This is a genomic window from Microbacterium sp. HSID17254, from assembly GCF_003989315.1.
In the GTDB taxonomy this organism is placed as follows: domain Bacteria; phylum Actinomycetota; class Actinomycetes; order Actinomycetales; family Microbacteriaceae; genus Microbacterium.
In genome coordinates, this window is the sequence record NZ_RBLT01000033.1 from 1 (window position 1) to 25,351 (window position 25,351).

At 71.7% G+C, this 25,351-nt stretch carries 23 protein-coding genes; 11 read left to right on the forward strand and 12 right to left on the reverse strand.

The annotated features are described in order from the left end of the window. The 7 genes from D8M34_RS14385 to D8M34_RS14415 all read right to left on the reverse strand — a co-directional run. A partial coding sequence (locus D8M34_RS14385; RefSeq protein WP_126894329.1) for an alpha/beta fold hydrolase occupies positions 1-390 on the reverse strand: 390 nt, incomplete at its 3' end. A gap of 34 nt (positions 391-424) precedes the next feature. Continuing rightward, the gene (locus D8M34_RS14390) at positions 425-1,012 is read right to left on the reverse strand and encodes a TetR/AcrR family transcriptional regulator (protein ID WP_126894330.1); all 588 of its coding nucleotides are present in this window, start codon (positions 1,010-1,012) and stop codon (positions 425-427) included. A 47-nt stretch (positions 1,013-1,059) separates the two neighbouring features. Then, the gene (locus D8M34_RS14395; RefSeq protein WP_029989391.1) at positions 1,060-1,908 is read right to left on the reverse strand and encodes an ATP-binding cassette domain-containing protein; all 849 of its coding nucleotides are present in this window, start codon (positions 1,906-1,908) and stop codon (positions 1,060-1,062) included. After that, a complete protein-coding gene (locus D8M34_RS14400) occupies positions 1,905-3,701 on the reverse strand; it encodes a dipeptide/oligopeptide/nickel ABC transporter permease/ATP-binding protein (protein WP_126894331.1) in 1,797 nt (598 codons plus the stop codon). Before D8M34_RS14400 ends, D8M34_RS14395 begins: the two co-directional genes overlap by 4 nt. After that, positions 3,698-4,639: an ABC transporter permease gene (locus D8M34_RS14405; RefSeq protein WP_025103884.1), complete on the reverse strand. Its 942-nt coding sequence runs from the start codon at positions 4,637-4,639 to the stop codon at positions 3,698-3,700. The genes D8M34_RS14400 and D8M34_RS14405 overlap by 4 nt, the downstream gene beginning before the upstream one ends. A 73-nt stretch (positions 4,640-4,712) precedes the next feature. Further along, a complete protein-coding gene (locus D8M34_RS14410; protein WP_238695670.1) occupies positions 4,713-6,242 on the reverse strand; it encodes an ABC transporter substrate-binding protein in 1,530 nt (509 codons plus the stop codon). Positions 6,243-7,397: 1,155 nt separating this feature from the next. Next, complete coding sequence (locus D8M34_RS14415) at positions 7,398-8,360, reverse strand: aldo/keto reductase (RefSeq protein WP_126894332.1); 963 nt, start codon at positions 8,358-8,360, stop codon at positions 7,398-7,400. A 100-nt stretch (positions 8,361-8,460) separates the two neighbouring features. Here D8M34_RS14415 and D8M34_RS14420 point away from each other — a divergent pair, with 100 nt between their 5' ends. The 6 genes from D8M34_RS14420 to D8M34_RS14445 all read left to right on the forward strand — a co-directional run bounded on the left by D8M34_RS14420 (position 8,461) and on the right by D8M34_RS14445 (position 14,548). Continuing rightward, a complete protein-coding gene (locus tag D8M34_RS14420; RefSeq protein WP_126894333.1) occupies positions 8,461-9,195 on the forward strand; it encodes an SDR family NAD(P)-dependent oxidoreductase in 735 nt (244 codons plus the stop codon). Positions 9,196-9,287: 92 nt separating this feature from the next. Continuing rightward, positions 9,288-10,388 carry a zinc-binding dehydrogenase gene (locus tag D8M34_RS14425; protein WP_126894334.1) on the forward strand — a complete coding sequence of 367 codons (1,101 nt, stop codon included), beginning with the start codon at positions 9,288-9,290 and terminating at the stop codon, positions 10,386-10,388. Positions 10,389-10,396: 8 nt separating this feature from the next. Further along, complete coding sequence (locus tag D8M34_RS14430) at positions 10,397-11,356, forward strand: aldo/keto reductase (protein ID WP_126894335.1); 960 nt, start codon at positions 10,397-10,399, stop codon at positions 11,354-11,356. A 23-nt stretch (positions 11,357-11,379) separates the two neighbouring features. Next, complete coding sequence (locus tag D8M34_RS14435; RefSeq protein WP_062766352.1) at positions 11,380-12,351, forward strand: alpha/beta hydrolase; 972 nt, start codon at positions 11,380-11,382, stop codon at positions 12,349-12,351. After that, a complete protein-coding gene (locus D8M34_RS14440) occupies positions 12,348-13,331 on the forward strand; it encodes an alpha/beta hydrolase (RefSeq protein ID WP_062766349.1) in 984 nt (327 codons plus the stop codon). Before D8M34_RS14435 ends, D8M34_RS14440 begins: the two co-directional genes overlap by 4 nt. Continuing rightward, complete coding sequence (locus D8M34_RS14445; protein ID WP_231729416.1) at positions 13,328-14,548, forward strand: multidrug effflux MFS transporter; 1,221 nt, start codon at positions 13,328-13,330, stop codon at positions 14,546-14,548. The genes D8M34_RS14440 and D8M34_RS14445 overlap by 4 nt, the downstream gene beginning before the upstream one ends. Here D8M34_RS14445 and D8M34_RS14450 read toward each other — a convergent pair. Beyond that, positions 14,542-15,207 (reverse strand): SDR family oxidoreductase, encoded by a 666-nt coding sequence (locus D8M34_RS14450; protein ID WP_017204020.1) that lies wholly within the window; start codon positions 15,205-15,207, stop codon positions 14,542-14,544. The genes D8M34_RS14445 and D8M34_RS14450 overlap by 7 nt on opposite strands. A 36-nt stretch (positions 15,208-15,243) precedes the next feature. Further along, positions 15,244-15,783: a hypothetical protein gene (locus D8M34_RS14455; protein ID WP_126894336.1), complete on the reverse strand. Its 540-nt coding sequence runs from the start codon at positions 15,781-15,783 to the stop codon at positions 15,244-15,246. Between the two features lie 66 nt (positions 15,784-15,849). Between D8M34_RS14455 and D8M34_RS14460 the strand changes: the two genes are divergently transcribed. Both D8M34_RS14460 and D8M34_RS14465 read left to right on the forward strand, forming a co-directional pair. Beyond that, positions 15,850-16,434, forward strand: coding sequence for a TetR/AcrR family transcriptional regulator (locus D8M34_RS14460; protein ID WP_126894337.1), 585 nt, complete (start codon positions 15,850-15,852; stop codon positions 16,432-16,434). A 103-nt stretch (positions 16,435-16,537) separates the two neighbouring features. Further along, positions 16,538-18,526, forward strand: a complete 1,989-nt coding sequence (locus D8M34_RS14465) for a primary-amine oxidase (RefSeq protein ID WP_174235393.1) — start codon at positions 16,538-16,540, stop codon at positions 18,524-18,526. Positions 18,527-18,631: 105 nt separating this feature from the next. Here the strand turns inward: D8M34_RS14465 and murQ are convergent, their stop codons facing one another. Together murQ and D8M34_RS14475 are read right to left on the reverse strand one after the other, a co-directional pair. Beyond that, entirely contained in the window at positions 18,632-19,564 is a 933-nt protein-coding gene (gene murQ / locus D8M34_RS14470) for an N-acetylmuramic acid 6-phosphate etherase (protein ID WP_025103872.1), read from the reverse strand. Continuing rightward, the gene (locus D8M34_RS14475) at positions 19,554-20,447 is read right to left on the reverse strand and encodes an ATPase (protein ID WP_126894338.1); all 894 of its coding nucleotides are present in this window, start codon (positions 20,445-20,447) and stop codon (positions 19,554-19,556) included. The genes murQ and D8M34_RS14475 overlap by 11 nt, the downstream gene beginning before the upstream one ends. 102 nt (positions 20,448-20,549) lie before the next feature. Here D8M34_RS14475 and D8M34_RS14480 point away from each other — a divergent pair, with 102 nt between their 5' ends. Then, the gene (locus tag D8M34_RS14480) at positions 20,550-21,407 is read left to right on the forward strand and encodes a MurR/RpiR family transcriptional regulator (protein WP_085606739.1); all 858 of its coding nucleotides are present in this window, start codon (positions 20,550-20,552) and stop codon (positions 21,405-21,407) included. A 15-nt stretch (positions 21,408-21,422) separates the two neighbouring features. On the opposite strand, the gene D8M34_RS14485 is transcribed toward D8M34_RS14480, so the two are convergent. Beyond that, positions 21,423-22,565, reverse strand: coding sequence for a DUF998 domain-containing protein (locus tag D8M34_RS14485; protein ID WP_238695672.1), 1,143 nt, complete (start codon positions 22,563-22,565; stop codon positions 21,423-21,425). A gap of 104 nt (positions 22,566-22,669) precedes the next feature. On the opposite strand from D8M34_RS14485, the gene D8M34_RS14490 reads away from it, so the two are divergent. Both D8M34_RS14490 and D8M34_RS14495 read left to right on the forward strand, forming a co-directional pair. Then, complete coding sequence (locus D8M34_RS14490; RefSeq protein WP_126894339.1) at positions 22,670-23,626, forward strand: AraC-like ligand-binding domain-containing protein; 957 nt, start codon at positions 22,670-22,672, stop codon at positions 23,624-23,626. 868 nt (positions 23,627-24,494) lie between these two features. Further along, on the forward strand, positions 24,495-25,283 hold the full coding sequence (locus D8M34_RS14495; protein ID WP_126894340.1) for a MoaF C-terminal domain-containing protein: 789 nt from the start codon (positions 24,495-24,497) through the stop codon (positions 25,281-25,283). Positions 25,284-25,351: the final 68 nt, after the last annotated feature.

The following is a 25,351-nucleotide window of genomic DNA, read 5'->3' on the forward strand; positions in this document are numbered from 1 at the left end:
TGGGTCGACGGGAGCCGGTCCGCCGGCGAGCGCGGCCCGCGCGGCGGAGAGGTCGACGAGCGCGAAGGGCTCCCCCGCGCTGAGGCCGCCGAGCACGAGACGCCGCACCGCGACACCGGGGTGCCGCGCGAGGTCCCACGCGAGTCGGGCACCGAGCGAGTAGCCGACGAGGTCCACCTCGTCCGGGCCGATCGCTTCGGCGAGCGCGTCGAGCACCGCGGAGGTCGGCACGACTCCGAGCCCGGGGGCGTCGCCGTGCGCCGGCAGATCGAGGACCCGGCGCGGCCGGTCGCCGAGCACCGCCGTCCACTCGCTGTCCGGCCAGTCCTGCGTGCCGCGCGAGGCGAGGCCGTGCAGGAACACCACGGGTCGTTCGGGGGGAAGGGTCATGACGGACCGTCCTCTCGGGACCGGCCCCTCACCCTCAGCGCAGCCGCGCGAGGAACCGGTCGATGTAGTTCTCGTAGTCGGCGATGCGCTCGCCGTCCGGGTACATGAGGTTGATGACCGTCGCCCCGACCGCCGCGGAGATGTACTCGTCCGCCAGCGGGCCGTAGTCCTGATCGCGGATCGACCCCTCGTCGCGGGCCGCCTCCATGCGCGCGATGAGCGAGGCTCGCCAGGAGCCCAGGTGTCCGCGGTAGAGCTCGGCCAGGGACTCGTTCGCCATCGCGTACTCCCAGAGCGCCAGGAGCACCCGGCCCGCGGCGATCTGCTCCGGGTCGCGCGGCACGGTGGCCTGCAGGAAGCCCCGCAGGGCGTCGTCCGCCGCCACCGGCTCCTGCCCCGCGGCCTCCACGCCCTCGGACATCTGCTGCAGGATCGTCTCGAACGTCGCCGCGACGATGCTCTCCTTCCCGGGGAAGTAGTGCTTCAGCGCACCGTTCGCGAAGCCCGCCTCCGCGGCGATGCTGCGCATGGTCGCCGCCTCGAACCCACCCTTCAGGATGATGCTCTTGGCCACCTCGACGATGTCCCGTCGCCGCTGGTCGTGGTCGATGATCTTCGGCATGGCGTCCTTCCGGCCGAGTCCGGGGTGTGGCGTGTTCCGGCCTGGAGCTACCGTACCGCCGCATCGGGCACCTCCCGCAGAGCGAGCCATTGCGCCCGGCGTTCCCGCTGAGCCACCGGGTCCGCGACGGGCGAGGCCAGCCGCAGGCGCTCGGCGTACGGGTGACGTGGCGCGCGCGTGACCTGCTCCCCGTCTCCGATCTCGACGATCTCGCCCCGGTACATCACGGCGACCCGGTGACAGACCCGACGGACGACGCCGAGGTCGTGCGAGACGAACAGGTAGGCCACGCCGGTGTCGCGCTGCAGTTCGATGAAGAGGTCGAGGATGGTGGCCTGCGTGGTGAGATCGAGCGCACTGACCGGCTCGTCGCACACGATCAGCCGCGGACCGCGGACGAGGGCGCGGGCGATCGCGATGCGCTGCCGCTGCCCGCCGGAGAACTCGCTCGGGTACCGGTCCATGCTCGCGGAGGGCAGCCGCACGCGGTCGAGCATGTCGCGCACGCGCTTCTCGGCGGCCTTCGCCCCGATCCCCGTCGTCAGCAGCGGCTCGGCGAGGATGTCGCCGATGGTCAGTGCCGGGTTGAGGGAGCCGTACGGGTCCTGGAACACGACCTGCACGTCGTCGGCGAGCGCCCGTCGGGCCCGGCCGCCGAGCCGGCCGATGTCCCGGCCGTCGAAGCGGATGCGGCCCGCCGTCACCGGGGCGAGGCCGAGGATGGCCTTGCCGAGCGTCGACTTCCCGGATCCGGACTCGCCGACCAGGCCCAGGCACTCACCGGGGGCGATGTCGAGGGAGACGCCGTGCAGCGCGCGGAAGGCGTGCCGACCCCGGCCGTACTCGACCACGAGGTCGTCCACCTGCAGCAAGGGGTTCACCGGAGCGGTGTTCATGCGGGGACCTCCGTCCGCCGGCCGTCGAGCGCGGCGCGACCGTCGGCTTCGTCGAGCGACGCGGCGATGAGCTCGCGCGTGTACTCCTGGGTGGGCGCGGCGAAGAGGTCGTCCACGGGCCCCGTCTCCACGATGTCGCCGCCGCGCATGACGATCACACGGTCGCAGATGTCGGCGACGACGCCGAAGTTGTGCGTCACGATGAGCAGCGCCATGCCGTACTCGGCCTGCAGCTCCCGCAGCAGTTCGAGGACCTCGGCCTGCACGGTCACGTCGAGGGCGGTGGTGGGCTCGTCCGCCACGAGAAGCGACGGCCGACCGGCGATCGCGCCGGCGATGAGCACGCGCTGGGCCATGCCGCCGGACACCTGATGCGGATAGCTGCGCATCACGCGATCGGGGTCGGACAGCCCGACCCGCAGGAGCACCTCCCGCGCGCGCTGCCGAGCGGCGGCCTTCCCGAGCCCGTGCGTCCGGCGCAGCGGCTCGATGAGCTGGTGTCCGATCGTGTACGAGGGGTCGAGATTGCTCATCGGCTCCTGCGGCACGTAGCCGATCGTGCGTCCGAGCAGGGCCTGGCGCTCCTTCGGCGTCGCGTGGGTGACCTCCGCGCCGCCGACCCAGATCGCGTCGGCGGTCGCCCGACCGGTCGCGGGGAGCAGGTCGAGCACCGAGAACACGGTCTGCGACTTGCCCGACCCGGACTCGCCGACGATCCCGACGACCTCCCCTGGCGCGACGTCGAGCGTCACGCCGTGCACGACCTCGGTCTCCCCCGTCGGCGTCGCGTGGACGACGTGCAGGTTCTCGACGCGGAGGGCCGACGCCGGAGCCTCGTGGCGGACACTGCCCGTGGCAGGAGCCGCGGCGACCTCGTCCGCGGTCTCGAGCACTCCGCGCCGCCGCCGTCGGGCCGCGCGCGGCGTGCGCACCTGCACGAGCTCGGCGAGCGTGGAGCCCATGATCGCGAGGACGGCGATCGTGAGACCGAGCGCAGCGGAGGGCCACAGCAGCATGAGCGGGTAGGTGAGCATGAGCCGGAAGCCCTCGAGCATCATCGCGCCCCAGCTCGGCACGTTCGAGTCGCCGATGCCGAGGAACTGGAGCCCCGCCTGCATGCCCATGGCGATACCCGCAGTGAGCGCGGTCTGGATGATGACCGGCGGGTAGACGGCCGTGATGACGTGGCGGAAGATGATGCGCGCGTCCGACAGGCCCGACACACGGGCGGCGTCGATGTACGCCTCGCCGCGGACGGCGAGCGTCTGCGACCGCGCGATGCGGAAGTACCCCGGGACCATGAAGACGCCGACGGTGACCATCAGCAGCTCGAAGTTGTTGCGGCTGCCGGCGGCGACCACGAGGAGGATGATCATCCCGGGGATCGACTGGAGGGCGTCGCTGATCCAGGTCGCGACCCGGTCGAAGACGCCGCCGAAGTACCCGGCTGCGACACCCGACGGAACCCCGATGACGAGCGCCGTGACGATCGTGATGAGCGCGCCCCACAGCGTCGTCCTCGTCCCGTAGATGAGGCGGCTGAGGATGTCGCGCCCGGTGGAGTCGCCGCCGAGGAGGTGCTCCGGCGAGGGCGGGGCCTTGGCGGCTGCGAGGTCGACGAGGTTCGGGTCCATCGGCGCCAGCAGCGGCGCGAACACGCCGACGAGCACGATGAGCACGAAGATCGCGAGCGGGATGGAGCCGCCGGGGTGGCGGAGGAAGCGTCGGAACAGGCTCGACCGGCGCTTCTGGGCGGCCCAGTCGAAGGCGACGCGGATGTCTGTCGTGGTCATGCGACGCGCACCTTCGGGTTGATCCAGCCGAGCACGAGGTCGAGCAGGAGGTTGATGAGGACGACGAAGACGATGGAGACCACCGTGATCCCGAGCAGCATGGGGATGTCGCCGTTCTGCGACGACTGGTTCGTGAGCTGCCCCAGACCGGGGAGGCTGAAGATCTGCTCCACCACGATGGCGCCGGAGAGCAGGCCCACGAACATCAGGGCGATCACCGTGAGCGCGGCGGGCGAGGCGTTGCGGAGGATGTGCAGGTTCACCCGGGCGGCGGACAGGCCGCGGCTGCGGAGGGTGCGCACCCAGTCCTGGCGGCTCTGGGCGATGACGGCGTTCCGCAGCTGCTCGGACACGGCGACGATGCCGCCCAGGGCGAGGGAGATCGCCGGCAGCGTGATCGAGCGCAGCCACCCTTCGACGGACTGGGTCGGCGGGACGTAGCCGACGGCGGGGAACCACTGGAGCTGCACAGCCAGCCACATCACCAGGACCAGGCTCACCCAGAACCCGGGGAGCGCGAAGAGGACGACGGAGATCCCCTTGATGATCCGGTCGAACCAGGTGCCGGGGCGGAGTCCGGTGATCATGCCGAAGGCGACGCCGATGACTGCGGTGATGAGGGTCGCGAGGGTCACGACGGAGAGCGTGACGGGGACTTTGACCGCGAGCTGCGCACCGACCGGCTGGAAGTTGCGCCACGAGACGCCGAAGTCGAGCAGCACGGCGTGGGAGAACCAGTCCCAGAACTGCACGATCAGGGGGCGGTCGAGACCGATCTTCGCCGCCAGCGCCTCCTGCTGCGCAGGACTCGCCGTGGTCCCGAGGAGCGACGCGGTCGGATCGCTGATCGCGAGGTGGGCGAGGAAGAACGTGCCGATCGAGACCGCGACGAGCAGGAGGATGCCGGACAGCACCCGCTTCGCCGTGAAGAGGAGCATGGGGGCCTCTCGAGGGTGAGGAGGAGGGGAAGGGGTGCCGGGGCGGCCGCGTGGCGACCGCCCCGGCGGGCGTTCAGCCCTGCGTGATGTACCGCAGCGTCGGGAACATCATCCCCACGACGGGCTGCAGCTGGATGCCGGGCGCCGTGTAGTAGATGTTGTTCGCCTGGTACCAGACCGACCACCAGGCCTGGTCGACGAGGGCCTCGTTGAGCTCCTTGATGGCGGCGGTCTGCGCGTCGCCGCGCTCCGTCTGCACCTTCTCGACGAGCGGGGCGATGACCTCGTTCTTCGCGTAGTCGGGCTCCGGGTTGAACCACTGCACGCTCGTCAGCTGCCGGGAGACGGTGGCCACGTCGTTGCCGTCCATCGCGAGGAAGGAGATGAACATCGGGTAGTTCGGTGCGTTGAGCTGGTAGTCCGGCATCTGCATGTTGTCCCAGGTGACGGTGATGCCGAGCTCGTTGAGGGCCTGCTCGGCCGACGGCTTCCACATCTCGAAGATCGGGGACATCGGCATCGAGATGTCGAAGCCGTCCGGGTAGCCGGCGTCGGCCAGAAGCTCCTTCGCCTTGTCCATGTTGAACGCGTAGGCGTCGTTGAGCTCGGGATCGTTGATGTCGCCGCCGTCCGGGAACACCTGGTTGGTGGCCACGCCCGCACCGCTGCCGACCGCCGCGAGGACGGCCGCACCGTCGAACGCGTAGTTCAGCGCCTGGCGCACCTCGAGCTTGCCGAGGGGCTCGCTCTTCGCGCCGGTGTGGTCGGTGATGACGAGGCCCGCCCACCCGGAGACCCGCTGGGCGGTGTTCCAGCCCTGCTGCTCGGCCTGGTCGAGGTTGGCCACGTCGCCGTACTGCACGTTGATCTGGCCGCTGAGCATCGCGTTGTGACGGGCGGTCGCATCGGTGATCGGGTAGATCGCGAGTTCGGCGAACGGGTACGTCTCCGCGTCCCAGTGGTCCTCGGTCTTGGTGAAGTGGTACTCGGCGCCCGCGACGCTGGTGTCGCTGTCGAGCACATAGGGGCCGGAGCCGACCGGGTCGCTGCCGAGCGTGCCGGCCTCGATGGAGGCCGGGGGCATGACGTAGCTGCGGCCGAGGCCCATCAGGTAGAGGATCGTGTCGTCGCGCTGCGTGAGGGCGATGCGGACGGTGTCGTCGTCGACCTTCTCGAAGCCCTTCGCGTTGACGTAGGCCTCGCCGGACCGGGCGCCGGCCTTGAGGTACTCGAGGCTCGCGACGACGGCGTCGGCGTCGACCGGGGTGCCGTCGCTGAACACGGCGTCGGTGCGGATGTCGAGGTCGATGCTGAGGTCGTCGTCGGCCACGGTCCACTTCGTCGCGAGCGACGGGATCGGGGTGCCGTCGGCGTCGAGGGCGATCAGGGCATCGTACACCGCGGACAGGTAGGGGCCGTCGAAGCCGATGTCGGCGAGGGACGGATCCCACGACGTGACATCGAGGAAGTTGCCGATGTTGAGGGCGTCGGGGCCTTCGGCACCACCGCCGTCGGACGGCGAGGGCGTTCCGCCGCCGCTGCAGCCGGCGAGCGCGAGGGTCGCGGCGACGGCGGCGGCGACCGCGAGGGGCATTCGTTTCATGGTTCCTTCTCTCGGGTGCAGGGGGTGGTGAAGAAGGTTCGAAGAGCCGCTGACCGGAGACCGGGACCGACGCCACTTCGATGTGTCGTGCTGGTTAGTCTACATGCGTGGAAAAAGAGCGCAAGCGTGTTTCCGACCCCGGTCGCACGGACCGATGCCTCAGCGCGCACGCACCTTGCTCCCCCGCGCACACCCCCGTCCCCCGGGTGCCTGTGGCGGTGCCGGTGCGGGTACCGGTGCCGGTGCCGGTGCCGGTGCCGGTGGCGGTGCCGGTGGCGGTGCCGGGATCAATACCGCACCCGCCCCCTCCCCGCGGGGCCCGTTCTTGATCCCGCCACTGCGCGCACCCCTCCGGCCGGATCAGAAACACCCCTCCGCGGCGCGTTCAACGCACCCTTTTCACCCCGCACCGGAGCGAGTGACGGCGGGAACGGTCTCCGCTGCCGCTCCCGAGGGAGACCACACCCACCCTCCCGGGATCAAGAACGCACCTCCCACCCCGGTCCGAGGATCGCTTCTGATCCGGCAGGGAGGCGAGGAGCATTTCTGATCCAGCACGGAGGCGAGGAGCGTTTCTGATCCGGGGTGCCGGAGAGCGGTTCGGTCGTGCAGGAACAGCAGACTCGGCGACGGACCCACAGCCGCCACCAGAAGCGGGATCAGAATCGACCACACATCCTCCCCACGCGGCGCGTTCTCGAATCGGCGCGCGGAGCGTCGCGCCGTGCGGGATCAGAAACGTGCCAGCGAACCGTCGACGAGGCGCGGAATGGATCCCGCAGCGGGGTGGGGGTGGAGGCGGAGCAAGACGGGATCACAAACGTGCCCGCAGAGCGCGCGCGAGGGGCGGAACTGATCCCGCGGGCGAAGCGGTCCTCAGGGGCACAGGGCGGGGCACCAGGGTCGCCTCCCGGCGCACTCTCTCTTCTCGAGGCACGTTTTCCCACCGGGACGCAGTAGGTGACACCGTGCGGGATCAGAAGCGTGCCCGTGGGGCGCGCGGGAGGTGCGGAAGTGATCCCGCACGCGGAGTGGGACGCGAGGGCGAGCGAGTGCGGGATCAGGAACGTGCCCGCGGGGCGCGCGGGAGGTGCGGAAGTGATCCCGGACACCGGCGGGGGCGGGGCGGGGCGGAGGGGGGGCAGGCGCGAAAGGTCACCAGGTGCCGTCGGGGCGGACGGCATGGTCGACGCGGCAGCCGGCGAGGGCGGCGCGGACCTCGGCTCCGTGGTCGCGGGCGAGGGCGAGGGCGGCGTGGTTCTCCTCGAGCTGCGCGACGCGGGAGGCACCGAAGAGCACGGTGGCCGTCGCGGGGTTCGCCAGACAGAAGGCGATGCCGAGGGCGGCCGGGGTCACGCCGAACTCCCCCGCGACCCGCGCGACCTCGGGGTACACGGCGAGGATCCGCTCGCGGATACCCCCGACATCGGCACCGATCTTGCGCTGAGGCATCCGTCCCGTGGCGAGGATTCCGCCCTCGAACACGTCCGAGGCCTGCAGCGCGAGGGTTCCGTCGGCGAACAGCGGGCCGTACTCGCCACCCTCCGCCATGGCCCGTCGGGCGATGCCGTACTTGAGCTGCGCGAACGTGGGGCCGATCAGCCCCTGCGCGTCCGCCTCGGCGAGCGCCGCCCTGGTGTCCGCGATCCGCCAGTTGTTGATCCCCCACGAGTCGACCAGGCCGTCCGCGAGGAGAGCGTTCACGTCGGCGACGAGTCGCGGCATGTCCGGGGCGTCGAGGTAGTCCCCCACCACGAGGGTGTCGAAGCGGTCGAGGCCGGCCCGCTCGAGCGACTCCTCGATCTGCCCACGGAAGCCCTGGTTCGGCCAGTCCCAGAGCCAGAGCTTGCCGCACAGCACGACGTCGGCACGGTCCACCCCGCTCGCGCGAAAGGCCTCCCCGAAGAGGATGTCGGTCCGGGAGTTCTCGGCGTGCGGTCCCATGTTGTAGTACGCGATGTCGAAGAATCCGGCGTCGAGCTCGACCGCCCGGTGGATGAGCTGCACGGCGTCGTCGAACTCCATGCGATCCCAGGTGTTCCACGATCCGAGGGCGAGCGGCGGCACCGTCGCGCCTCCCGGAGACAGCGGCTTGCGGGGGTATGTCGCATCGGGCATGAGGGCTCCTTCGCCGTCTCGGGGCACGGGGTTGTGTTTTTCTATGTTTGTAGAATATAACGGACTCATCCCGTCAGAACACCCGTCAGTGAGGACGACCATGACCGCTTCCCCGCGCCGTATCCTCGTCACCGGAGGAGCCTCCGGGCTCGGCCGCGGCATCGCCACCGCCTTCCGCGCCGCCGGGGATGATGTGTTCATCGGCGACGTGGACGAAGGCGCCGCGGCAGCCGTCGCCGCCGAGATCGGCGCCACCGCCCTCCCCCTCGACATCGGCGACGAAGCGTCGGTGCTGGCGGCGGCCGAACGGCTCCGCGAGGCCGGCGGACTCGACGCCCTCGTCAACAACGCCGGCGTCGTCGCCGGCGGCGGAACACTCCACGAGGTCGCGGTCGATGCGGTCGATGCGGCCCTGCGCGTCAACGTCCGCGGCACGTTCCTCATGCTGCGGGTCTTCGGCGGGCTGCTCGCCGCGGCCGGTCACGGGGCCATCGTCAACATCTCCTCGATCGGCGCCCGGCAGCCCACTCCCGGCCTCGGGCACTACGAGGCCACGAAGGCCGCGGTCGACGCGCTCACCCGGACGGCGGCCATCGAGCTCGCCGGCTCCGGGGTGCGGGTCAACGCCGTCGCCCCCGGCCCCGTGCTCACGCCCCTGACCGCCGGATTCGCCTCGGACCCCGATGCCCGCGCCGCGTGGGAGTCGCGCATCCCGCTCGGCACCATCGCCGAGGTCGACCAGGTCACCCCGCTCGTGCTGTTCCTCGCGAGCGAGGCCGCCAGCCACATCACCGGGGTCTCGGTCCCCGTCGACGGCGGCCAGCTCCTCGTCTGATCCCGCCCCCTCCGTGGGGATCGATTCCGCCCCTCCCGGGCACCGCGGAGGACCGTCTTCGATCCCGCCACCCGCCCCGCGACTGGAGAACCATGACCCTCCCCACCACCACCCGCGCCGCGGTGCTCACCGCGCACGGCGAGCCGCTCACCCTGCAGGATCTCCCGCTGCCCGCCGAGATCGAACCCGGCGCCGCCCTCGTCCGCATCGCCTGCACCACGCTGTGCGGCACGGACATCGAGATCTGGGAGGGGAGGATGTCGTTCCCCGGCATGCTGCCCATGGTCCTCGGTCACGAGATGGTCGGCGAGATCGTGGCCACCGGACCCGACACCCGCGACGGGCTCGGCCGCCCGCTCTCCCCTGGCGACCGGATCGGCTGGTCGGAGTCCACCTGCGGCGAGTGCCACGGGTGCGTCGTGCTGCGGGAACCGGTCGCCTGCTCCCGCCGCGGCTACGGCTTCCTCCAGCGCGCCGACGTGCCGCCGTTCGCGACGGCCGGGCTCTCCGAGTACACGTACGTGACCCCGGGTGCCGCCAAGCTCCTGCTCCCGGCGGCGGTGAAGGACACCTGGGCCTCCATGGCCGGCTGCGCTGCGAAGACCGTCCTCCGCGCGTTCGAGCGGGCCGGTCGCATCCGCCCCGGCTCCCGCGTGGTGGTGCAGGGCTCCGGCGCCCTCGGCATCTTCGCCACGGCAGTCGCGAAGATCGCGGGTGCCGGGCAGGTCATCACCGTCGGCGCTCCCGCGGCCCGTCTGGAGCTCGCCGCCCGCTTCGGCGCCGACGCCGTCGTGGACTTCCGCGACGGGCCCGTCGTCGACCAGGTCCTGGCGCTCACCGGAGACCAGGGGGCGGACCACGTGTTCGACTTCGCGGGCGCCCCGAGCGTCGGGCCGGACGCCGTCGGCATGGCCGCCCAGCGCGGCACCGTCGCGATCGTCGGCTCGACCGGCCCCGCCGGAGACGGCTTCGCCCTGAGCACGATCATGGGCAAGGAGCTCACGGTGGTCGGCTCGCTCAACGGCGACATCTCCGACTACGCCCGCGCGATCGACTTCTTCACGGCCTTCGCCGACCGCTTCCCGTGGGACGACCTGTTCAGTGCCCCGGTCGGACTCGCCGACGCCTCCGCGAAGATCGCCCACATGCACCACCTCGATGAGGTCAAGGCCGTCATCGACCCGAGCCTCTGAGGAGCATCATGACCACTCCCCTCCCCCTTCGCGAGATCGGCCGCAGCGGCCTGCATGCCTCCCTGTTCTCCCTGGGCTCGTGGCACACCTACGATCGCATGGACTTCGCCGACGCGGTCGCACTCCTGCGCGAGGCCACCGACCGTGGCGTGAACCTCTTCGATGTGGGCGTGTACTCCGCACCCGGCGCCCCGCCCGTCTTCACCGACGTGATCTTCTCGGCGATGGTGCGCGCGGCGGGGCTGCGCCGAGAGGAGTGGCTGCTGTCGTCGAAGCTCTGGCTGGAGGCCTTCGGCGCCGACGGCTTCCGCCCGCAGCTCGAGAACGCCCTGATGCGGGTGGGCACGGAGCACGCCGACCTCGTGATCCTCGGCGACCTGCGCCGCGACGACCTCGAGCTGCGCGATCTCGTGCTCGACCTCGCCGCCCTCACCGACGCCGGCCTCATCCGCGCGTGGGGCGTGAACAACTGGTCGGCGGGGAGCATCCAGACCCTGATCGACCTCGCCGCCGCGGAAGGCGTGCCCGGTCCGCAGATCGCGCAGCTCAAGTACAGCGTCTCGCGCCGGTCGATCCCGGACGGCGAGCCGTTCGCGCGCCTCTGGGAGCAGGGCCTCACGCTGCAGGCCTCGGACTGCCTGGAGGGCGGGATCCTCGCCGGGACGGTGAACGGCGGCCGGCAGATCGGGCGCGACCCCGGCGACATCCGCGAGCGGATCATCGCCGACGTCCCTGCGTTCACCGCGGTCGCGGAGGACCTCGGCGCGACCCCGGCCCAGCTCGGCATCGCCTTCACCCTCACCCACCCCGCCCTGACGACCACCCTGTTCGGCGCCTCCCGCCTCGCGCAGCTGCAGGCGAACCTCGACGCGGCCGCCCTCGTCGACCGCATCGGCGCCGCCGAGCTGCGCCGTCTCGTCGAGCCCTTCTGGGCCGACCGCGGGGTCGTCGACCCCGAAGGCCCCTGACGCCGTCCCACCCGAGGAGAACCATGACCATCCCCGTCCCCTTCGATCCCGACGTGCAGGCCGTGCTCGACGAGATCGCGAAGAACCCGCAGCCCCCGCTCACCCGCGAGACCCTGCCGCGCGACGGCGTCGACCGGATGTTCCCGGACAACGACACCGTGATCGCCGGCCGGGACATCACGTGGGAGGACCGCGTCATCCCCGGCCCGCCCGGAGCCCCGGACATCGAGGTCACGATCTTCCGCCCCGCGGGGTCCGAGACCTCGACGCTCCCGGGCTTCGTGAACATCCACGGCGGCGGCATGATCGTCGGCCACCGCTCGTGGGAGACGGCGCGGGTCGTCGACATCGTCGCGGAGCACGGCGTCGTGGCCGTGAACGTCGAGTACCGCCTCGCACCGGAGGACCCGTACCCCGCGGGCGTGGAGGACTGCTACGCGGCCTTCGTGTGGACGCACGCCCACGCCGCGGAGCTCGGCATCGACCCCGCGCGCATCGTCGTGGGCGGAGGCAGCGCGGGCGGCGGTCTCACTGCGGCCGTCGCCCTGCTGGCGCGCGATCGGCGGGGCCCTGTCATGGCCGGGCAGCTGCTGCTGTGCCCCATGATCGACAACACCAACACCACGGTCGCCAGTCGGCAGTATGACGGCATCGGCACCTGGCAGCGCGACATGAACCTCCTCGCCTGGTCATGCGTCCTCGGCGAGGAGCTCGCGTTCAGCACCGAGGCCCCGGCCTACGCCGCGCCGAGCCGCGCGACGGACGTCTCCGGCCTCCCGCCCGCGTACATCGAGGTCGGCGAGGCGGAGATGTTCCGTGACGAGGACACCGCGTACGCCCTCCGGATCTGGGAGACCGGTGGACAGGCCGAACTGCACGTCTGGGGCGGCGGCGCCCACGGCTTCGACATGTACATGCCGGAGGCCGAGATCACCCGCGCCGCCCTCGCCGCCCGCGCCTCCTGGCTGCGACGGATCTGGCGGGCCGCCGCATGAGCACGCCGGAGCCGGTGCCCTACGACCCGGAGCTCGTCGCCGGACTCGACGCCTTCGTCGACCTCGTGGAGGTCATCCCGCTGCGCGCGGACACGATCCACGCCAACCGCGACCACTTCGCCACGATCATCCCGCCGATGGCCGTGCAGGCGGACGGTCGCGCCGTGACCTGGGAGGACCGGGTCATCCCCGGCCCCGTCGGGTCTCCGGACCTCGAGATCACCGTCGTGCGCCCGGCGCCGGCGCCCACGGACCCGGCACCGGCGGTGCTGTCGATCCACGGCGGCGGCATGGTGCTCGGCACGCGCTTCTTCGGCACCGCCGAGCTCATCGACCTCGCCGCGCGGCACGGCGTCGTCGGGGTCGCGGTCGAGTACCGCCTCGCCCCCGAGCACCCCGGACCGGCACAGGCGGAGGACTGCTACGCGGCGCTGGAGTGGATGGTCGCCCACGCCGACGAGCTCGGCATCGACACCTCCCGCATCATCGCCTCCGGGCAGAGCGCCGGGGGCGGGCTCTCGGCGGCGGTCGCGCTGCTCTCCCGTGACCGCGGCGGGCCCCGGCTGGCCGGGCAGCTCCTCGGCTGCCCGATGCTCGACGACCGCAACGAGACCCCGTCGAGCCACCAGTACGACGGCTTCGGCGCCTGGGACCGGAACAACAACGACACCGCGTGGGACGCGATCGCCGGGGCGGACCGGTTCACCGATCGCGTGTCGCCGTACACGGCACCGGCACGGGCCACGGATCTGTCGGGACTCGCTCCGGCGTTCATCGAGGTGGGCGCCGCCGAGACCTTCCGCGACGAGGCCGTCGACTACGCGTCGCGGATCTGGGCCACGGGCGGGCAGGCCGAACTGCACGTCTGGGCGGGCGGCTACCACGGCTTCTCCGGGTTCTCCCCCGATGCCGAGGTCTCCCGGGCCGCAGTGGCCGCGCGGGAGAGCTGGCTGCGCCGCGTGCTGCGCCTCGAGGGATGAGTCTTCCGTTCGCCGCTGACGCCCCGCGGCCCCGCATGGGCACTCTGCGGGCGATGCTGGTGCTGGGCATGCTGGAAGCCTTCGGTCCACTGTCGATGGACCTCTACCTGCCGCAGCTCCCCCAGCTCGCGGCCTCGCTCGGCACGACCGAGGCCCTGGCGCAGGCGACGATGTCGGCGTGCATGATCGGCCTCGGCCTGGGACAGCTCGTCGCCGGTCCTCTCAGCGACCGGCTGGGCAGACGCCTGCCACTGCTGGTCGGCGTCGCGGCGTTCGCGGTGCTCTCCGCGGTGTGCGCCGTCGCTCCGAACATCGAGCTGCTGCTCGTCGCGCGCTTCCTGCAGGGGCTGGCGGGATCGGCGGGCATCGTGATCTGCCTGGCGATCGCCCGCGACCAGTTCGAGGGGGTCGAGCTCTCCCGCATGCTCTCGCTGCTGTTCCTCGTCTCGGGCACCGCCCCGATCATCGCGCCGGTGGTGGGCGGTCAGCTCGCCCGCATCATGGACTGGCGCGGGATCTTCGGGGTGCTGTCCGCGGTCGGCGTGCTGTTGCTGCTCGTGGTGGTGTTCGCCCTGCCGGAGACCCTGTCGCCATGCGCCCGTCACCGCGGGGGCCTCCGGGTCTGGAGCGCGCACGCCGGAGCGGTCGTCCGCGACCGGCTCTTCGTCGCCGTGCTGTGCGCCGCGGCCGGAGGCGGTGTCGCGTTCTTCACCTACCTGTCGATGTCGTCGTTCGTGCTGCAGGACGAGTTCGGTCTCAGCCCGCAGGAGTTCAGCGTCGCCTTCGCGGCCGGCGCCCTGGCGAGTATCGCGGGCAGCCAGTTGAGCCGACTCGTGGTGCGGCGTTGGGGGCCCCTGCGCGTCTACCTGGGCGGGATCACCGCGACGCTCCTGGTGACGACGGCTTTCCTCGTGCTGGCGCTTCTGGGCGTTGGCATGAGGGGTGTCGTCATCGCGTTGGTCGCGTTCATGCTGTGCTCCGGCATCGGCGGGCCCAATGGTCAGACGCTGGCGCTCGCCCATCACGGAGTCCGTGCCGGCACCGCTTCGGCCCTTCTCGGGATGGCGACATTCCTGTTCGGCCCCGTGCTCGCCCCCGTGGCCGCCGGTCTCGGCGGGACCACGGCCATCACGATGGCCGTGACGATGACGGTCGCGGCTGCGGCAGCGGCGTTCGCCGCCTGGGCCTTCGTCCGGCCCGCGGCCCGCGATCAGTAGCGGGCCGAGAAGGCGCCGTCCGCCTGCAGGAGCTGACCCGAGATCCATCGCCCCTCTTCTGAGACGAGGAACTCGACGACGGCGGCGATGTCGGCGGGTCGCCCGAGCCTGCCCAGCGGCGTCATCTCCCCCAGGGAGGTGCGGGTCTCGTCATCCATCCAGCCGGTGTCGATCGGGCCGGGGTTCAGCACGTTCGCGGAGATGCCGCGCGGACCGAGTTCGCGGGCGGCGGAGATGACGAGCCGATCGAGCGCGCCCTTGGAAGCGCCGTACGGAAGGTTGCCGGTGACGTGATCGCTCGTGAGCGCCACGATCGCGCCGCCGTCCTCGCCGACCTGGCGTGCGAACGCTGCGATCAGGAGCAGGCTCGCCCGCGCGTTCACAGCGACGTGCAGGTCGAAGCTCTCCGCCGTGGTGTCGAGGATTCCGGACTCGACATCGTGCGCGTGGCTGAGGATCAGCGCCGAGATCGGACCGTGCTGTGCATTCACCTCCGCCACGAGGGATGCGGGGCCGTCCGGCGTCGACAGGTCCGCCGGGTGGTCGGCGTCGCGCAGATCGCTGGTGACGACCGTCCACCCCGCGGCGCGCAGGCGCGGGACGATGCCGGCGGCGATGCTGTTCGCGCGGGCGGCACCGGTGATCAGGGCGAGGGGCATGCGTTCACGGTAGCGGACCTCCCTCACGCTCCACGATCACATCCCGGCGCACATCACGACGACACCGCCGGCCATCGCCCAGGACTCGACCGTCAGCGACCGCGCCGCTCCCCCGCGGTGCAGCTCAGAACGGCGCCACGAGGCCGCGAACGCCCACCCGACGACCCCGAGAGAACCCACCAGCACGAACGCCGAGAGCACACCGCCGAGACCATGCCCGCCGTGACCAAGAGCGGCCTCGACGCCGGCGACCGACCCCGGGGTCGAGGCGGATTCGAACATGCACGCCGCCATCACGAGCGAGCCGAGCGCCCGGTGGCAGCACGCGGGCGCGGACGGCGTTCCGCGGACCCCCATCGTCCCGAGCATGGCCGAGAGCAGCAGCAACGCACCCCAGATGATGTCGCCCAGCGCGTCGAGGACCCCCGCGGCCATCAGCAGCATCCCCGACGCCATCACCACTGCCGCCTGGCGTCCCTGCCACGGCACGGCACGGCGCGCAGCGAGGCAGGCGCCGGCCGACACGAGCGCCGCCGCCGCCATCAGCCACGATGCTGTCGGGAGCAGGATGTCCACAACCGAAGTATATTGATCGGTCGCTCAAAAAAACGAGACCCGGTCGCAATGCGACACAATGAGCACGTGCCCCGCATCGTCGACCATGATGAGCGTCGCCGCCAGATCGCCGACGCGCTGCTCGTCGTCGCCGCCAGGGATGGTCATGAGAGCGTGTCCTCGCGGGCGGTCGCGAAGGAGCTCGGCGTCGCGACCGGCTCCCTGTGGCACTACTTCGACGGCTTCGACGACGTCGTGCGCGCCGCGGCGGCCGAGGTCACCCGACGCACCGACGAGCGCATCGCCGCAGCCACGACCGGGCTCCGCGGACTCGCCCGCCTGCGGGCCCTGATGGGCGAGGTGCTCCCCGTCGACGAGCGCACCCGCACCGAGGCGCACGTGGTCGTCGGCTTCTGGGGGCGCCTGGCCACTCTCGCCCCGGCCCCCGATGCCGGAGCGCCGACTCTCGCGACGTGGCAGGACAGCATCCGGGAGGCCCTGGACGAGGCGGCGACCGACGGCGAGCTGCGCCCCGACACCCCCACCGGCGACCTCCTCGCCCTCCTGCGCTCGATCACCTACGGCCAGCAGGTCGTCGAGGTCACGGAGCCGCAGACGCCGGAGGCGCACTTCGCGGTCCTCGACAGCATCCTCGCTCCCTGGCGACGCTGACCTCGACATCGCCCACACGCCACGGTTGTGCACCCGTGCACGCCGTCGTATCATCGTGCCAACCCGTTTCTTGAGCGTTCGCTCGAAAATAGTGAGGTCAACGATGTCCCCGCACTCCCCGCAGCCCGTCTCCCTCGAGCCCATCGCCGCTCCGCATCCGCTCGATCCGCTCACCGGCGCCGAGATCGCCGCGGCGCGCCGCATCCTCGACGCGGCAGGTCTTCTCACCGAGACCACCCGCGTGCCGATGCTGCTCCCCGACGAAGCCACGAAGGAGGAGCTCGCGGCCTGGCGCCCCGGCTCCCCCATCGACCGCCGGGTGGACGTGACGCTGCTCGACACCGCCACCGGCGTCGCGACCGAGGTGATCGTCTCGATCACCCGCGGCGAGGTCGTGCGCCAGGACCGGGTGCCCAACGACGCCCCGCCCTACGGCCAGCCGCAGTACCTGTTCGAGGAGTACGAGCGGGCCGAGGCCATCGCCAAGGCCTCGCCGGAATGGCAGGCGGCCATGCGCCGTCGCGGCCTGACGGACCACCTGGCCCTCGCCTTCTGCTCCCCCCTGGCCCCGGGCTACACGGGCCGCGCCGACGAGGTGGGCCGCCGCGTGATCCGGTCCCTCACCTTCCTCCGATACGACGAGCAGGATTCCCCGTGGGCGCACCCCGTCGAGGGGCTGATCGTGCACATCGACCTCACCACGGACAGCGTGATCCGCGTCGAGGACGAGGGCGACGTGCCGGTCCCGGCCGGACACGGCAACTACTACCCGGAGGTGCAGGGCGCGGCGCGGACGACGCTGAAGCCTATTGAGATCACCCAGCCGGAGGGACCGAGCTTCGACATCTCCGGATCGCTCGTCGAGTGGGAGGGCTGGTCGATGCGCGTGGGCTTCAACGCCCGCGAAGGCCTCGTGCTGCACGACGTGTCGTTCCAGGGGCGCTCCGTGCTGCACCGGGCGAGCGTGCCGGAGATGGTCGTGCCCTACGGCGACACCGCCCCCGGGCGCTTCTGGATCAGCTACTTCGACGCGGGCGAGTACCTCCTCGGCAAGAACGCCAACCACCTGGAGCTCGGCTGCGACTGCCTCGGTGTGATCCGATACCTCGACGGCTACGTCGCCGACGACCACGGCCACCCGGTGCGCATCCCGAACGTGATCTGCATGCACGAGGAGGACTTCGGCATCCTCTGGAAGCACACCGACCTCTCCGGACGCTCCGACGTGCGGCGCTCACGGCGCTTCGTCGTCTCGTACTTCTCCACCATCGGCAACTACGACTACGGCTTCTACTGGAACTTCGGCCTGGACGGCTCGATCGAGGTCGTCGCCAAGGCCACGGGCATCGTGTTCGCCGGTGCCGGAGAGCCGGGGGTCCGCCAGAAGCACGCCACCGAGCTCGCCCCGGGCGTCTTCGCCCCGGTCCACCAGCACCTGTTCTGCGCGCGCCTCGACGTGGCGATCGACGGCCAGGACAACCGCCTCGTCGAGGTGGATGCGCAGCGGGTGCCGATGGGGCCGGACAACCCGTTCGGCAACGCCTTCACCTGGTCGGAGACGGTGCTGGAGACCGAGCACGCCGCCCAGCGCGAGGCCGACTCCTCCGTCGCCCGGGTGTGGGAGGTGCAGAGCGCCTCGCGGACGAACCACGTCGGCCGCCCGACCGCCTATCACCTCGTGCCGGAGCCGACCGCCCTGCTCATGGCCGACCCCGCGTCGTCCGTCGCGGCGCGCGCGGCCTTCGCCACGAAGCACCTCTGGGCGACCCGGTACGAGCACGGCCAGATCTGGCCGGCCGGGCGCTATCCCAACGCGCACCAGGGCGGCGCCGGCCTCCCGGAGTACACCGCCGGCGACCGCCGGATCGACGGCGAGGACATGGTGCTGTGGCACACCTTCGGGCTCACGCACTTCCCCCGGCCGGAGGACTGGCCGATCATGCCCGTGGACTACGCGGGATTCTGGTTCAAGCCCTACGGCTTCCTCGACCAGAACCCGGCCATGGACGTGCCGGAGTCGTCCCAGGCGCACGGCGGTGCGACGGCGACCTCCTGCTGCGGCGGCGGCGACTCCTGCGCCTGCAGCCACTAGCGACCGTCCGGCGGTGCCGCGCCGTCGCGGGTGCGAAAAGGTGCCCCGATCGTTCCGGGCAGGAGCTTTTCGCATCCCCCCACCGCGGGGAGGGCGACGACCGACTCAGGTGAGGGCGGCGATCGCGTCGCGAAGGATGCCGTCGGCGTCCGCCAGTGCCGCCGCGGCGGTCTCGGCGGAAGCGCCGGTCGCGAGCAGGAGCAGCGCGAGCTTGACGGAGCCGTCCGCGGCCTCCAGCGCGGAGGACGCGGCGTCGACGTCGACACCCGCGAGCTGCGACACCGTGCGGATCGAGCGGGCGTGCAGCTTCTCGTTCGTCGCCAGCAGGTCGACCATGACCCCGCGGTACGTCTTGCCGAGCTTGATCATCGAGAGCGTCGTCAGCATGTTCACGACGAGCTTCTGCGCCGTGCCGGACTTCAGCCGCGTGGAGCCCGAGATGAACTCCGGCCCCGTGACGACCTCGATCGCGATCTCGGCCTCCGCGCCGATCGCCGACCCGGCGTTCGACGCGATCGCCACCGTGAGCGCGCCGAGGCCCCTGGCGTACCGCAGCCCGCCGATGACGTAGGGCGTGCGGCCGGATGCCGAGATTCCCACCACCGTGTCCAGGTCGGTGAGGTCGAGGTCGCGCAGAGCGAGGGCCGCGGCCTCGTCGTCGTCCTCCGCGTTCTCCACCGCCGAGCGGATGGCCGTCTCCCCGCCCGCGATGAGCCCCACGACCATCGACGGGTCGGTGCCGAAGGTGGGCGGGCACTCGCTCGCGTCCAGCACGCCGATGCGGCCGGCCGTGCCCGCACCGATGTAGATGAGGCGACCGCCGCGGCGGAACCGCTCCGTGATGCCGTCCACCGCCGCCGCGATCTCCGCCGCGCGACCGGCCACGGCCTCGGGCACGCGCCGGTCCTCGGCGTTCATGCGCTCGACGAGCTCGGTCGTGCTCAGCAGGTCGAGGTCGCCGCGCTCGGTGGTGGAGGCCTCGGTGTCGAGGCCCGCGAGCTCGGCGAGGAGGGTGGTCAAACGGGGGTCATTCGGCACGGTGCACGAACCTTTCATGGGGGAGGTCGAGGCGACGGGTCAGCAGCAGGGCCCCGTCCATGGCGCCGCCTCGCGCGCGGACGACGCGGTGGCCGCTCGTCTCCAGGGCGCGGGTCAGGGCGGCGCGGAAGCCGTCGTGGTCGGTGAGGCCGCCGTGCAGCGCAACGTCCTCGGTCGCCCCGGCGGCCGCAGCGGTCGTCGTCGCCGCGAGGAGCCGGACGGCCTCGTCCACGATCCCGATGGCGACGGGGTCATCGTCTGCGGCCGCGGCGAGCACGAGGGGCGCGAGGGTCGCGAGGCGGCGGGCGAGCGCTCCGTCGGCGGCGAGCCAGGCCTGGACGGCCGAGGGCGGGCCGACGGGGGCGGCCAGCGCCGCGGTGAGAGCCGTGGGCGCGGCCAGCCCGTCGTGGGCACGGAGCACCGCGGGCAACGAGTGCCGGCCGGGCCAGGATCGCGGGCCGAAGGCGCCGGGGTCCGGGGCCCAGGCGTGGACCAGACGCGCTGCGGAGGGGGGGACGCCCAGCGCCACGGCTCCGGGGCGGGGGATGAGCAGCACGCCGGCCGCGCCGTCGAGAGCGCCTCCATGAGCGGTGACCACGTCCGACGCCACGGCCACGCGTGCGCCGGTCCGTGCGGCGAGCGCGGCCGCGAGTTCCGCGGCCGCCTCCGGGGCGAACCAGGCGCCGGCCGCCCCCACGCCGAGCGTGTCGATGCGCCCGACATCGTCGAGCAGCGGGAGAATCGCGGTGAGCGCCGCTTCCACTCCGCCCGCCGCGGCGAGGCCCGGCGCTCCGATCCCGGAGCGCTCCCCGGCCGTCGCGCCGTGCACGACGAGGCGGCAGCGGGACTTGCCGAGATCGACGGTGGCGGTCGTCTCGCTCATCGGCACTCCTCGGATCCGGCGGAAAGAAAGAAAAGCGACTACACAACACGTAGACTCGCTGAAAAGAATTTACCATCCCGTTCCGCCGTTCCGGAGGATACCGTGAGCATCCAGTCGACGATCGAAGCCGCCGCTGCGACCCTGCCCCCGTCCCTGGCCCGCGTCGCGGCCGCCGTGCGGGAGAACCCCAGCCTCGTGATCGACAAGACGATCAGCGAGCTCGCGACGGAGTGCCGCACCTCGGTCGCGTCCGTCGTCCGATTCTGCCGGGCGATCGGCTTCACCGGATACGCCCCGCTGCGCATGGCCCTGGCCACCGAGCTCGGCAAGGAGGCCGCCCAGTTCTCCGCCCGCGGCGCCTACGGCTCCGAGATCTCCGACGAGGACTCGCTGGAGGAGGCCGTCTCCAAGCTCGCCGCCCTGGAACTCCTCGCGATCGAGGAGACCGTCGGACAGCTCGACTTCGCCGTGCTGACGGCGGCGGTCGCGGCCATCGACGGCGCCGACCGCATCCTCCTGTACGGCATCGGCGCCAGCCAGTTCGTCGCGGAGGACCTCGCGCACAAGCTGCTCCGCGTCGGCCGCAACGCCCACGTCCTCTCCGACCCCCACGAGGCGATCGCCGCCGCCGTGCTCCCCGTCGGGACGACCGTCGCTATCGGGTTCTCGCATGCGGGGTCGACCATCGAGACGGTGCGGTTCCTCGAAGCCGCCGTCGCCAACGGCGCGACGACGGTGGCCGTCACCTCCGTGAAGGACTCCCCGCTCGCCCAGGTCGCCGACCACGCCCTGTTCACCGAGGTGCGCGAGTCGACCTTCCGCGCCGGGGCGATGGTGAGCCGGATCGCCCAGCTCGCCCTCGTGGACTGCCTGTTCATCGGCGTCGCCAAGCGCCGGTACGCCGAGACCGTCGACGCCCTGCAGCGCACGCGTCAGGCGACGCGCCTCCTCCGCGACTGACGACGCCTGGCCCCGTCAGTCGAGCGCCGACTCCGGGGTCGCACGGGCATCCAGGCGCGTCGCGGAGGGTCCCATCGTGCCGGCGGTGCGCAGGAACACGATGATCCAGCTGAAGATCAGCACGGCCGCGATGAGCTCGACCGCCGTGAGGTTGTAGTAGCCGACCGCGAAGAACGCCCCCAGCAGCACGATGACCAGCACGTACGCCCAGCCGAGCCCCACGAACACCCGCGGGATGCTGCGCACGAACCACGGCAGCCCGACGACGATCACCGCGAACACCACCGCCATGCCCGTCGCGACCGTGTTGTGCAGGCCGAAGAACTCGTCCACCGGGAAGATGCCCACGCACGCGAGGAAGATCCCCATGAGGATGAGGCCCCCGCGCACGATCGTCCGGCCGCGACGGTCGACCGGGTCGTCGACGGGCAGCCCCGCGGTCGCATAGCGGGAGATGGTCGTCACCATGATCCCCGCGATGATGAGGGTCACGTTGAAGGCCACCGAGGCGCTGTTGCTGCTCATGCCCAGCGCGGACAGGTTGTCGCGCCACCAGTGCACGTCGCTCGACGCCAGCATCGCCGCGAACGCACCCACGACGAGGAACACCGCCAGCACCAGCGACAGCACGGTCGGCGTCAGTGCGACGGCGCTGAGGAAGGCGACGTAGCCGGTGAGTGCGAAAGCCACCGCGACGAGGATCGCCCCGGGGAACGGGAAGACCGGGGCGTCGACGAAGCTCTGCTCCAGGAGCTGCGCGATGCCGAGCCAGCCGAGGTAGGCGATGGCGGCGTGCGCGAACGCGATGGCGGCGAGGTCGTACCAGCGGAGCCGGTCACCGGGAACCGCGAATCCGTCCCTCGCGACCGACGGGTCGGGCTCCGGGGCCCGCACGGCGAGGCGCCCCAGAGCGAAGGCGAGCGCGGCCGCGATCGCACCGCCGTACGCCGCGAACATGCCGATCGATCCGGTGCCGCTGATCGAGAGCTGGTGCCCCCAGAACACCGGCAGGGCCACGACGAATCCCACGAGCAGGAACGCCGCGCCGACGATCAGCGCCGTCGCCTCGAACACCGCGTCCGAGGTGGCGGGTCCTCGCACCTGACGGAGCACGTGCCGGATCCGCTGCCCCACCGTCGACATCATCCCGCCGTTCACGGACCACATCCTAGACGGCGCCCCGCGCGGCCGTCGCCGGTGGTAGCATCGCGGAACGGATCGTATACAACGTCGTCGTTCCCACCAGCCCGAGGTGATCAGTCATGAACGGTGCCCTCACCACCCCCGCCGAATCGGTGTCGACCCTCGTCGCGCGCAACATCAGCGAGTTCCGCGCCGCCGTCTCCGAGTCGTTCGTGCCGCTGCAGGTGTCCTCCGCGGGCGCCGACCAGTTCCGCGGCGTGATCCGCGGCGCCGCCGTCGACGAGGTCCACGTCAACGACATCCGCGCCACCTCGCACGTCGTCGAGCGCACCACCGAGCTCATCGCCCGCGGCGACCGCTCGTACTTCAAGGTGAGCCTGATGCTCGCCGGGACCGGGCTGCTCATCCAGGACGACCGCGAGGCCGTACTGCAGCCGGGCGACCTCGCCGTCTACGACACCGATCGGCCGTACTCCCTCGTCTTCGATCAGGGCTTCCGCACCATGGTGGTCATGTTCCCGAAGCACCTCATCAGCCTGCCCGCGGACATGATCGGGCAGCTCACGGCCGTCCGCATCTCCGGGCAGGAGGGGCTGGGCGGCATGGTCGTGCCGTACCTGACGCAGCTCGCCGGGAACCTCGACGAGCTCGCCGGCACGACGGGGGCCCGGCTCGCGCACAGCGCCCTCGACCTCGTGACCACCGTGTTCACGCGGGAGCTCGGACTCGACCAGGCCTCCGCCGACCCGCACCGCGCCCTCATGCAGCGGATCCGTGCGCACATCGACCGCAACCTCGCCTCCACCGACCTCGGTCCGGCCTCCATCGCCGCCGCGCACTTCATCTCCACCCGCCACCTGCACGGTCTGTTCCAGGAGCAGGGGGTGACCGTGTCGACGTGGATCCGCACCCGCCGCCTGGAGCAGTGCCGCCGCGACCTCCTCGACCCGATGCTCGCCGACCGCCCCGTCGCCGCGATCGCCGCGCGCTGGGGCTTCGTCGACGCCGCGCATTTCAGCCGTGCGTTCAAGACCGCCTTCGGCGTCTCCCCCAGCGAGTACCGCGCCACCCACTGACCCCGTCGTTCCTCCCGTCGCGCGCGGGATCAAAACCGCCCCGCCAGCGCCCGCCCCGCGCACGTTCCTGATCCCGCACCATCCTCCGCCCCGCGCGCGGGATCAAGAACGCACCCCAGACGCCATTGGCAGGTGCAGTTTCGACCCCGCACCGACGAGCGGCACGCCCTGCACGGAAGAACACGACTCCCGTGCACCAGAGGTACACCGCGTTCGGGTGCGGGATCAGGAACGGGCCGCACACGCGTCCGGCAGGGGCGTTTCCCGTCCCGCACCGGAGCGGCCGCAGGCGGGACGCCGGTGCGGGATCAGAAACGCACTCCACACACGTCCGGCAGGGGCGTTTTCGATCCCGCTCCGATGAAAGGCACGCCGTGCGCGGGAGGGCGCGACTCCCGCGCGCCAGAGGACACGACTGACTCCCGCGTGCGGGATCAGAAACGCGCCCCATCCGCGTCCGGGAGGGGCGTTTTCCCGTCCCGCACCGGGGTGGCCGCAGGCGGGACGCCCGTGCGGGATCAGGAACGCACCCCAAACGCGTCCGGCAGGGGCGGTTTCCGTCCCGCACCGGGGCGGCGGCCGGTGGGACACACCGGTGCGGGATCAGGAACGGGCCGCCGTTGGGCGCGGCAGGGGCGCTTTTAATCCCGCACGGGGGCCAGGGGCGGATTCGGGGGACGGAACTGGGAGGGCGAAGCTCCGCGGGGGCGGGACTTGCCCGGGAGGGCACGCCGGTTGACTGTCGGTGCGGGATGGACTCCGCGCGCTTGAGGGCTCCCCCGGGCCGGCCGGAGCATGAGGCAAGCGCATCGCGACGACGCGGTGCCCGGGGCGACGAGGCCCCGCCGTGTGCGACGTCAGGACCCTCATGACCGACATCTCCACCGACCCCGCTCTGGACGAATGGCGCACGTACGACGAGTTCGCCGCGGGCATCGACACGTTCCGCCTGCCGAGCACGATGCTCGCCGGAACCGCGCTCTCGCTCACCCTCGACGACGACACCACGCTGGCGCTCCGCTTCGACGAGGACTCCGTGACCTGGGAGGGACTGGGCTCCTCGGGACGCGACCCGTATGACGCGGTCCGCGTGCGCGACGACGTCGTCTTCGTGAACATCCCCTTCGAGACCCGCGAGCGCGAAGCCCTCACCGTCGTCTTCTCCACCACGACCCACCGCGCCACCGTCATCCGCTCCCGCATCGCGGCGGAGGCCGTCGAGGGCACGCCGCAGGTCGGGCAGGACTTCTGGGCCGCGACCACCGACGCCGGCCCCGCGACCGGAGAGGTCCCCGGTCCGAGCCGCGACCTCATCGGCAAGCGGAACGTCTACCGCTACAGCCCCCACCACCTGTACGAGCACGTCTACGTCTCCAGCCAGCGCTACGCGTGGCAGTGCCTCGAGGGCGTCCAGCGCGGTCACGGCGACATGGACCTCTCCACGGTGTGGAAGTTCGCGGACGGTCTCTACCTGTTCTGCTTCCGCGAGTTCCGGATCGCGGTGGCGAGCGTCTGGCTCCACGACCTCGGCTACCAGCTCATGACGACGGGGATCTTCCTCGGACTCAACGGCGACGGCGAGTCCGAGCACTCCCGCGCCGGCGGGCACATCTACCCCCTGGGCGCCGTCGCCTACCCCGACGCGCAGCCCGTCTGACCCTTCGACCCTTCGACAGGCTCAGGGACCCAGCCTTCGACCCTTCGACAGGCTCAGGGACCCACCCT